Source organism: Phenylobacterium sp., from assembly GCF_020253645.1.
GTDB lineage: Bacteria > Pseudomonadota > Alphaproteobacteria > Caulobacterales > Caulobacteraceae > Phenylobacterium.
The window spans coordinates 1-10,115 of record NZ_JADCBG010000038.1; the positions used below are offsets into that span (position 1 = coordinate 1).

Here is a 10,115-nt window from a genome sequence, read left to right on the forward strand (position 1 = left end):
ACCAGCGCCCGCGGGAGGGACATCACAGGAGTGTTCCGGACGACGGGATCAGCCGGGACCGGAAGCCGGGAGAACCCGGCTTCCGGTCCCCTCAGGGACTTGGCCCGCTCGGACGCCCGCCTGCAGTCTCAGGCCGCAGCGCTGGCTCGGGCGAGGTCTTCGCGAATTGAACCCCGGCCCAGCCAGAAGAGCGCGACAGCCAAGAGGCCGATGAGCCCGCTCACGATCAGACCCCAGCGCAGCCCATCATCCCGGGCGAGACCGCAGGCGGCCGCGAGATCCGGATTCGCAGCGGCGAGACCCTGGGCCGCCTGGCCTGCCGCAACCAGACGATTGTCGGCGAAGATCGGCAGGCAGGTCGAGTTGAAGTCCTTGCCCGCAGCCAGGAGGGCTTCAAGCCGCCAGTTGCTCAGCGCATCAGCCAGCATTCCCAGCAGGGTGGGTCCGAAGCCGAGGCCGATCATGTTCACCACGAAGAGCATGATGGCCACGGCCGACGCCCGGAGCTCCGGCCCGACCACACCCTGGATCGAGGCGTAGACCGGTCCGTACCAGAGCGAGTTGAGGAAGATCGGAATGAACAGGAGGGCGAGGGACCAGAGCGTGGGATCGCTGAGGCCTCCCGAAAGGCCCGAAGGCCCGCTCGGCATCATCATCGCGGCGAAGAAGAGCGGCGTGGATGCAATCATGGCGATGGCGGGCACGCTGAAATAGGCGCGGGTGTCCTTCTTGGCCGCCGCATCGGCGATCTGTCCGCCGGCATAGGTGCCAAGGGCCCCGCCGACCCCGACGACGACGGCGAGGGCAAGTCCGATCTGGGCCAGGGGGGTGGTGTGCACCTCGCCATAGAAGATGCCGAGGAAGGCGATCTGGCCATAACCGATGAAGGCGAGGACCGCGGCCCCGAAGCTGGCGTACCAGTAGGAGCGGATGGATCCGAGGGCCTTCAGCGAGGCCCCGAAACTCATGACCTGCGCATCGGGCCTTGGCGGCGCGACCATGCCGAGCTTGCGGGGTTCCTTCATGGTGAACCACGCCAGCACGGCCAGCAGGACTCCGGGCAGGCCGACCATCAGGAAGGCCCATCTCCAGTCCAGCGCCTGTGCGATCCAGCCCCCGAAGGCGAAGGCGAAGAAGGTGCCGATGGGTACGCCCATCGAATAGAAGGCCAGGGCGGAGGCGCGCTTCTCGGGCGGCGCGGTATCGGCGATGAGAGAGTGCGCAGGCGGCGTGCACCCCGCCTCGCCGACCCCCACACCCACGCGGGCGAGGAGAAGCTGGGTGAAGTTCTGGGCGAGGCCGCAGAGCGCTGTGAAGAGTGACCAGACGGCGAGGGCGGCGGCAATGATCCCGATCCGGTTGGACGAGAAACGGTCGGCGTAACGCGCGATCGGAATGCCGAGGACGGTGTAGACAAACGCAAAGGCCAGGCCGGTCAGCAGGCCCATCTGCGTATTGGAGAGATTGAACTCCGCCTTGATGGGACCGGCGAGAATGTTGACGATCTGACGGTCCAGGAAGTTAAGCGTGTAGATGATCAGCAGAAGCCAAAGGGCGTAACGTACCTGAGCCGGCGAGAGCGCCTGGGCGGTCGCTCCCGGGGCCTGGCTAACGGATGGGGCTTGGGTCGGGTCGCTGGGGGGCAAGGCAGGCTCCAATCTGGCGGCCCGGCGAACCGCGGATCGGCGCGCCGGACAGGGGTGGGGCGGCGGTCCTGCCCCCCCCGATCCCAGCCCGCCCTTGCATGGCGGCTGATATCCCGGACCCGACCGTCGCTCTGGCTGCATCATGGCAGGGAATCCGCCGATCCCAAGAGCCTTTTCACATGCGCCTCAGCGCCCTTGAGACGGCAGGGCGCCCCGCAGTTCACGAAGCGCCAGCCGCGGAACGCGGGCGCTCACGAAGCCCGGACCCTCGTCGGCGCAACAACGGTTGCCGCCCCGGCGTCCCCCGAACGAACTCCCGGCGGACTTGATCTCCAGCCGCAGGAGCCCCGCATGCTTGATCACCCCTACAGAACCCCGGTGCTTGTTCTTTCCCTTCTGACCCTTCAGGCCGTCCTGCCGCCAGTCACGCCGGCCCTGGCGTCGCCCGCTGCTGAAAACGCCAGCCTGACGATCAGCTTCACGGGCCTCGGCAGGCCGGGCGGCTACATCATGGCAGGTGTGTTTGACAGCGAAGCCGCCTTCAACGGGGACCGTCCGGTCCAGGGCGTTCGAATCCCTGTCACCGGGCCGAAGGTGAGCCAGACGGTCACGGGTCTGAAGCCCGGCAGGTACGCCATCAAGGCCTATCATGACGTCAATGGCGACAGTCGGATGAACACCAACCCCTTCGGTCTACCGACCGAGCCCTACGCGGCGTCTCGGAATGCACCGTCCCGGATGGGGCCGCCAGCCTGGGCCGACGCCGTCTTCCAGGTCGCGGCGGGCGACAACGCCCAGACCATCGCCATCGACTGATCCCGCAAGGACCCGAGCCCCACCATGAACCGCCGTTCCTTCCTGAGTCTGGGCGCCGCCGCCGCCCTCAGCTTCAACCCCGACCGCCTCCTCGCGGCAGGCGCCGGCGCCGACTGGACCCTTGGTTTCGCCGACCTGGAGAGCGACCTCGACCTCCGTGACCTGAAGCGGGTGTACGGCCGGCCGCCGCTCGATCTGAGCGGCGACCTCTTCCGCAACGGCCCGGCCAAGTTCCGCCGCCCTGGCGGGTCGGCGACGCATTGGTTTGACGGCGATGGGCTGATCCGTCGGTTCCGGATCCGGGAGGGCCGGGCCAGCCTTGCGGCGCGGTTCGTCGACACGCCCCGCAGGCGGACCGACACGCTGGCGAACGCCGTCGTGACCGGAGGCTTTGGCACCCGCCCCGGCCGGGACGCCCGGATCGCCTCGCCGGATGACGTCAATTGCGCGAACATCTCCGTCCAGTTCGCCGGGGATGAGCTCTGGGCCCTCTGGGAGTCAGGCTCGCCCTTCGCGATCGATCCCGAGACCCTCGCAACGCGCGGCCTCAAGGTCCTGCGATCCGACCTTGCCGGCATGCCCTATCTCGCGCATCCGCGATATGAGCCCGATGGGAGGGTCTGGAACCTCGGGCTCGCAGGCTCGAGGGCCATTGTCTGGCGTCTGTCGCCCTCCGGCGTGGTGGAGGCGGCCCAGGTCGTGGAGCTTCCGCTCGCCAGCTACATCCATGACTTCAGCGCGACGGAGCGTCACCTCATTCTCGTGCTCCAGCCGTGGGTTCAGGAGCGACCGGGGTCTCCCCTGACCGACGGGCATTCATGGAAGCCGGAACTCGGGACAAGGATCGTCGTCCTGGAGAAGGCGGACCTGAGCCGCCGTCGGGTCTTCGAGACGGAGCCCTTTTTCGCCTTCCACATGGGTGACGCCTGGGAAGACCCGGACGGGACCCTGCACTTGGACATCTGCGTCTATCCGGATGCGTCCTTTGCGGTCGAGGGGGGCGCCCGCCTTCTGGAGGGACTTCCCCTGTCATCCCCCCTTGAGCCCGAACTTCGGCTGCTCACACTGGGCGCTGACGGCGCGTGCCGGCTTGAGAGAACCGGTCTTGTCGCGGAGTTTCCCCGGGCAGACGGGCGATTTGCCGGGCTTCCACGCGCCAGGACCCTGTTCGCGGGCGGAGGCCGCGGCGCCAATCCCCTCTTCCAGTCCCTTGGTCTTCAGGACTGGAAGAGAGGAACGACCGACAGCTTCGACTTCGGGGAGCGTCACATCTTCGAGGAGGCGGTTTTTGTCCCGCGGAGACACTCGAGCGCGGAAATGGATGGCTGGATACTGGGCGTCAGCCTCAATCTCGACGCCCGCGCCAGCGAACTGCATGTCTTTGACAGCCGCCGCATCAGCGAAGGTCCTGTCTGCACATGGCGGGCGGATGTGGCCCTTCCGCTCAGCCTGCATGGCCAGTTCCGGGCCGTTTGATCCGGTCAGGCGCCGGCCAGGACCTGGGGTATGCGCTCGGCGAGGAAATCAAAAGTCCTGCGCACGAGGGGATTGCCTCGGATCTCGCGGTGCACCGCAAGCCAGCAGGGCAGGGGAGGCACAGGCATCGTCGGCAGCACCTGGACCACGCCGGGCAGCCAGCGGAGATTGTAGGCGGCCAGAAAGCCGATGCCGACGCCGGCCGCCACCAGCCGGCCATAGGCGAGCTGATCATCCGTCCGGGCCACAAAGTGCTCTCTGCGGATGGGCAGGTCGGCGGCTGCGAACCCCCGAACCAGGGTGTCGTCGCGATCATAGCCCACCAACCGGTGGTCCAGCAGGTCCATGGGCTGCTCCGGCGCGCCGGCCCGGTCGAGATAGTCGGTATGGGCGCAGGCGATGATCGGGATGTCCGCAAGCTTGCGGGCCACCAGGGAGCCTTGTTCCGGGCGGGCCATCCTGACGGCGATGTCGGCCTCTCGCCGCAAGAGGTTGGTGATCGCATTGTCGGCGGCCAGTTCGATCCGCAGACCCGGCTCGGCCACCTGCAGAGCGGCGATCACCGGCGGCAGGAGATAGCTCGCCGCCACCTGACTGGTCGTGATGCGGACATCTCCGGCGGTCTGAGTCTGGCGGCGGGTCAGTCGCTGCCGCAACCGGTCGGCGCCATCCTGCATGACCCGTGCGTCATCTGCGATCATCCGGGCGAGTTCCGTTGGCGCAGCGCCCCGTCCGGTCCTCTCGAAGAGGGAGGCGCCGATCTGGGCTTCCAGGGCGGCGATCTGCCGTGACAGTGTGGGCTGTTGAAGCCCGAGGCGCTTGGCTGCAGCGCTCATGCTTCCGGAGTCCAGCACGGCGAGGAAACTTCGGACCAGGGTCCAGTCAAAGGCCTCCAGATCCGGGGAGGGGGGCGGCTCTGTCATGCAAACTCGCATATCTCAGTTACCGAGACCCACAATGGCGGAATATCTGAATCCGGGGCAAGCTTGTTTCACCCCGGCGAGAGGCCGGTTTCCTGCTGGAGGGTCTGATGACAACTCGGACTGTTCTCGTTCTCGGCGCCAATGGACGCCTCGGCGCGGCCGCCACGGCCGCTTTCGCCGAAGCGGGATGGCGTGTGCTGGCCCAGGCACGGCGGACACCCACAAACCTGCCACTTGGCGCGGAGCCGCTGCTGGCGCCGCTGGACGATCCGGAGGGCCTGGCGAAGGCCGCCGCAGGCGCCGCAGTCGTCGTTCACGCCGTGAACCCTCTCTACACCGACTGGGAGGACCAGCTCCTGCCCCTTGCGCGTTCCGGTTTGGATGTCGCCGCGCGCCTCGGCGCCCTCTTCATGCTGCCGGGCAACGTCTATGCCTTCGGCGAGGGCATGCCGGCCATTCTCAGCGAGGACACGCCGGAACAGCCGACCTGCGGAAAGGGCAGGCTGCGCGCCGCCCTCGAGGCTGAAATCCGCGCTCGCGCAGAGGCAGGAAGATTCCGGGCGGTGATCGTGAGGGCGGGCGACTTCTACGGCTCTGGGGAGGGATCCTGGCTGGATCTCTCAATCATCAAGTCCCTGAAAAGGGGGCGACTTGTCTATCCCGGGCCCCTCGACGTCCCACACGCCTGGGCCTATCTGCCCGACCTTGCCCGGACCTTCGTCGCCGTCGCTGAGACATCGCTCGGCCGGGACGGGCCCGCCTTTGAGACCCTGCACTTCGAAGGCCACACCCTGACAGGCGCTCAACTCCTCGACCTCATCGAGTCTGCGGCCTGCGAACTCGGCCTGGCGCCTGCGAAGGGTTGGCGGCGAGGCGGCATGCCGTGGGAGTTCATCCGGCTGGCGGGTCTCTTCGCTCCCATGCTTCGCGCCGTGGCCGAGATGAGCTTCCTCTGGCGGATTCCGCACGCCCTTGACGGCGCCCGGCTCAGCGCCCGCATCGGACCCTTGCCCATGACCCCGCCGGCAGAGGCGATCCGCCAGGCCCTGATCGACCTCGGTTTCGCACCCAGGAACCCGATGGCGGCGGAGTGACCCGTCCCGAAGCTCTCTCCGGCCGCCGGCGGTTTCCCGGCTCCGGGGCCGGCCAACAGTTGTCCCGACCGAACCTGATCCTGCTCCCCCCATTGAAAGGCTCCGTCCATGACCCACGCAGATCCCCCGAATGAGACCCTCATGTCGCCGCGCTCCCTCTGTCTCATCGCTGCACTTGTCCTTCTGATTCAGGGCTTCAGTATTTTTGCGCCGATGGTCGTCCTTGGCGGAGCGATCCAGTGGCCGGACAGCCTCGATTATCCGCCCGCCCAGATGCTGCCCCTGCTCCTGGAGCAGGTCGACGCCGTGCGGCTGGGCTACGGACTTTATCTTGGCTACTCGCTGCTCTTCCTGGTCACCGGGGCCCTCACCGTCCGTCTGGCGGCGCGGCCGGGACCACAGGGCGTTCTCGGCCTGATCGCCCTGGGCGCCGCTGCAGCTTCGGCGCTCGCACGGGCGATCGGAATCATTCGCTGGCTGACCGGCAGCGTCGCCCTGGCCGAGGCCCATTCGGCTCCGGGCCTCTCGGCGGACGCCCGCACCGCGATCGAAGCCACCCAGGGCGCCGTCAACGCCTGGGGCGGCGCCATCGGCGAAGCCCTGGGCGTTGCAGGCTTTGCAGCGATCTGGGCGATCTCCGTCAGCCTTCTGATCCTGCGTGATCGCCAGCTCCCGGCCTGGGCGGGCCTGACGGGTCTCGCAGCCGGCGTGCTTGTCGCCCTGCCCGGCCTCGAACTCTTCGGCATCACGCCGCCGGTCTCGATCGTGCTCTCGACCACCGGGATCCAGCTCTGGTTCATGGCGTTGGGCCTTCTCTTCCTCTGGCGCGGCCTTCGTCGTCCCGCCTAGGGGAGGGGCCGGGGCAGGCTCGCTCTTCGAGCGGCCAGCGATCGGCCTTGATCGGCGGGTCCGAGGTTCGAGGGATCAACTGAGCTTCGATCCGCAGCCCGGCGTCAGCCCCGTCAACAAGGGTCTCGCCACCGCCTCCTGCGCCTGGTGGGCCGCGAGTTTTGCAGCCGACCGGGCGAACCCTTTGGTGTGATCAGGCCCGGTGTCGCGACGTCTCGCGGCGAGCGGCCCCAACATCCGGCTGACAGCCTCCCACGATCTGCTAACTGGGGACGTGGGGAGAAGGTCGAGCATGTCCAGCAGCCCAGCCAGTCAAGCAGACGCCGCCGGAGGAACCGGGGAGGGCGGGGGGTTGGGTGCGACCGGTCGCAGGTTGGGACTCGGCTTCGGCCCGGCGATTGCGATCGGACTCCAGCTCGTGGGCGCACCCGAGGGGTTGTCTGTCCAGGCCTGGTGGGTCGTCTCGATCATGGCCCTGATGCTGGTCTGGTGGGTGACCGAGGCGGTCCCGATCGCCGCCACGGCGCTGATCCCGCTCATCGCCCTGCCACTGACCGGCGCAGCGAACGCCGCCGAAGCGGCCAAGCCCTATGCTGACCCGGTGCTCTACCTGTTCATCGGCGGCTTCATGCTGGCGGCCGCCATCGAACGCTGGGGCCTGCACGCCAGGATCGCCCTGACGGTGGCCGGTGCGGTGGGCGCCCGACCGACCGCTCTGGTCGCAGGCTTCATCCTGGCGGCGGGGCTCTTGTCCCTGTGGATTTCCAATACGGCCACAGCCCTGATGCTGACGCCGATCGCCGTCGCCGTCGCTCGCGCCATGGGCGACCATGGTCACCGCGATCCCCGCCTTGGCGTCGCACTCGTGCTGGGCGTGGCCTATGCGGCGTCCATTGGAGGCATGGGTACGCCCGTGGGGTCTCCCACCAATGTCATCGCCATGGCGTTCCTGGATGAGCGCGGGGTGGAGCTGTCCTTCGTCCAGTGGATGATGCTCGGGATCCCGGTGGTCGCCATCCTCCTGCCCCTCCTGTGGTTCATCGTCACCCGTGGCCTGGTGAGCGCAACCGCAGAGGACGTGGCGAGGGGGCGTGACGTGCTGCGGCGGGCCCGCGAAGCGCTGGGCCCCGCCAGCCCTGCGGAAAAGCGGGTTCTGATGGTGTTCGTCGCGGTCGCGTCCGCCTGGCTGCTGCGGGAACTGGTTCTGGTGAAAATTCCCGGGCTGGAAAGACTGAGCGACATGGGGGTGGCGATCGCCGGGGCGCTCCTGCTGTTCCTCTTGCCGTCCGGAGACCCGGAACGGCCCCGCCTGCTGGATTGGACAAGCGCAGAACGCATTCCCTGGGGCATTGTGGTTCTGTTCGGCGGCGGCCTGTCGATTGCGGCGGCCATGGACAGCACCGGCCTGTCGGAGTGGCTGGGCCTGGCGATGCAGGGGCTGCAGGGATACCATCCCCTTCTGATCCTCGTCGTTCTCCTGCTGATTACCCTGATCGCGACAGAAATGATGTCGAATGTCGCGACGCTGACGGCCATGCTGCCCATTGTCGCCGCTCTCGCCGTCGCTCTTGAGATCAACCCGCTTTTGCTGGTCTTTCCCGTAACCCTGACCGCAAGCTTGGGGTTCATGCTCCCGATCGCCACGGCCGCCAACGCCATCGCTTTCGCCACGGGGCTGCCCTCGCTGCGGACCATGTTGTGGAAGGGGTTCCTTCTGAATGCCGCGGGCATAGCGGCGATCACGGCGGTGAACGCCCTCCTGGCGGGGAGCGTCCTGGGCTGACCTTGGCGGGGGGCGCCCTCAGGCGCCGGAACGTCCTACGGCCGGGCGGGCCGGCCTGGCCCTTCCGCTACAGAAATCCCCTTGCGGAGGCGGCCCGGCTCGCGGCTAACTCCCTGCCTGAAGCGTCGGGTCAGACGACGTGATTGTCAGGGGAGTAGAGTTCAGGTGTCGCAATCCCAGTCCGGCCCTTCGGGCGGTCAAATTTCCTTGCCGCGGGCCCTGGTCTTCGCCAGTGCGGCCGTTCCCATAGGTGCGCTCGGCATCGCCGCCACAGTTCACCTGCCGCGCTATTTCGCCGCCGAACTCGGCCTGTCGCTGGCCCTCGTCGGCACCGTGTTCGCCCTGGTCAGATTCATTGATATTCCCATCGACACGGCCATGGGCCTGGCGATGGACCGGACCAAGACCCGCTTCGGCCGCTATCGTGTCTGGCTGGCGCTCGGCGCGCCTGTGCTGATGCTGGGCTTCTTCATGCTCCTGTTGACCGGCGCTGAGGATGGCCCCCTGTACCTGGGCTTCTGGCTGCTGGTCATGTACCTCGGCTATTCCGGCGTCCTGCTCTCCCACCTCGCCTGGGCCGGAAGGCTTGCCCCCACATACACGGAACGCTCCCGGATCTTCGGGGCCATCACGGGCTTGGGGGTGATCGGCGCCGTGGCCGTGCTGCTGATCCCGATCATCATGAGCCAGCAGGGCTTTACCGACGCCGAGGGCGTGCAGGCGATGATCTGGTTCGTCATCGCCAGCACGGCGATCACGTGCCTGCTGGTGGTCTTCTCCACGCCCGAACGCATCACCCAGGATCGGCCCGCCAAGTTCACACTGAAAGACTACGCACAGCTCCTCACCCGCGGAAACGTGATCCGTCTGCTGGCCGCTGACCTCTTGGTCACCCTCGGTCCGGGCTGGATGGCCGCGCTCTATCTGTTCTACTTCAAGGATAGCCGGGGCTTCGACACGGCGGCCGCCAATCTGCTGCTGCTGATCTATGTCGTGGCCGGGTTCGCCGGCGCACCCTTCGCCGCCTGGCTCGCCAACAGGATCAGCAAGCATATCGCCTTCCTGGTGACGACCACCGTCTATTCCGTCGGCCTGATGTGTCTGCCCTTCCTGCCCAAGGGCGACTTTCCGATCTTTTCCGTGCTGATGTTCCTGGTAGGCGCCATGGCGGCGGGCTTCACGGTCATGATGCGGGCCATCGCGGCCGACATCGCCGACGAGCTCCGGCTCGACAGCGGGCGGGAATGGATGGGCCTGATCTATGCCGGCCTCACGGCCACATCGAAGCTGGCCACGGCGGGGGCGATCTTTCTCACCTTCAACGTCCTGGCCATGGTCGGATACAAGGTGGGCGCCGGGGTCACCAACACGCCGGAAGCCATCCGGGGCCTGGAGCTCGCCTACATTGTCGGCCCGATCATCTTTGTGATGGCCGCCGGCGCCTGCTTCATCGGCTACAAGCTGACGGCCTCGCGCCATGCCGAGATCCGCCGCCAGCTCGATCTCCTCGATGTCAGCGAGACGGACC

At 67.5% G+C, this 10,115-nt stretch carries 8 protein-coding genes; 6 read left to right on the forward strand and 2 right to left on the reverse strand.

Annotated elements, in window-relative coordinates; translation table 11 throughout:
• Positions 1–128: 128 nt before the first annotated feature.
• Positions 129–1,646 (reverse strand): MFS transporter, encoded by a 1,518-nt coding sequence (locus INE98_RS03260; protein WP_293536539.1) that lies wholly within the window; start codon positions 1,644–1,646, stop codon positions 129–131.
• Positions 1,647–1,997: 351 nt separating this feature from the next.
• On the opposite strand from INE98_RS03260, the gene INE98_RS03265 reads away from it, so the two are divergent.
• Both INE98_RS03265 and INE98_RS03270 read left to right on the forward strand, forming a co-directional pair.
• Positions 1,998–2,462 (forward strand): DUF2141 domain-containing protein, encoded by a 465-nt coding sequence (locus INE98_RS03265; protein WP_293536541.1) that lies wholly within the window; start codon positions 1,998–2,000, stop codon positions 2,460–2,462.
• A 24-nt stretch (positions 2,463–2,486) separates the two neighbouring features.
• Positions 2,487–3,938: a carotenoid oxygenase family protein gene (locus INE98_RS03270; protein WP_293536542.1), complete on the forward strand. Its 1,452-nt coding sequence runs from the start codon at positions 2,487–2,489 to the stop codon at positions 3,936–3,938.
• A 5-nt stretch (positions 3,939–3,943) separates the two neighbouring features.
• Here the strand turns inward: INE98_RS03270 and INE98_RS03275 are convergent, their stop codons facing one another.
• Positions 3,944–4,861: a LysR family transcriptional regulator gene (locus tag INE98_RS03275; RefSeq protein WP_293536543.1), complete on the reverse strand. Its 918-nt coding sequence runs from the start codon at positions 4,859–4,861 to the stop codon at positions 3,944–3,946.
• Positions 4,862–4,968: 107 nt separating this feature from the next.
• Here INE98_RS03275 and INE98_RS03280 point away from each other — a divergent pair, with 107 nt between their 5' ends.
• The 4 genes from INE98_RS03280 to INE98_RS03295 form a co-directional block, all read left to right on the forward strand.
• Positions 4,969–5,955, forward strand: a complete 987-nt coding sequence (locus tag INE98_RS03280) for an NAD-dependent epimerase/dehydratase family protein (protein WP_293536545.1) — start codon at positions 4,969–4,971, stop codon at positions 5,953–5,955.
• Between the two features lie 141 nt (positions 5,956–6,096).
• Positions 6,097–6,804, forward strand: coding sequence for a DUF4386 family protein (locus INE98_RS03285; protein WP_293536547.1), 708 nt, complete (start codon positions 6,097–6,099; stop codon positions 6,802–6,804).
• Between the two features lie 292 nt (positions 6,805–7,096).
• A complete protein-coding gene (locus INE98_RS03290) occupies positions 7,097–8,587 on the forward strand; it encodes a DASS family sodium-coupled anion symporter (RefSeq protein ID WP_293536549.1) in 1,491 nt (496 codons plus the stop codon).
• Between the two features lie 207 nt (positions 8,588–8,794).
• A partial coding sequence (locus INE98_RS03295; protein WP_293536551.1) for an MFS transporter occupies positions 8,795–10,115 on the forward strand: 1,321 nt, incomplete at its 3' end.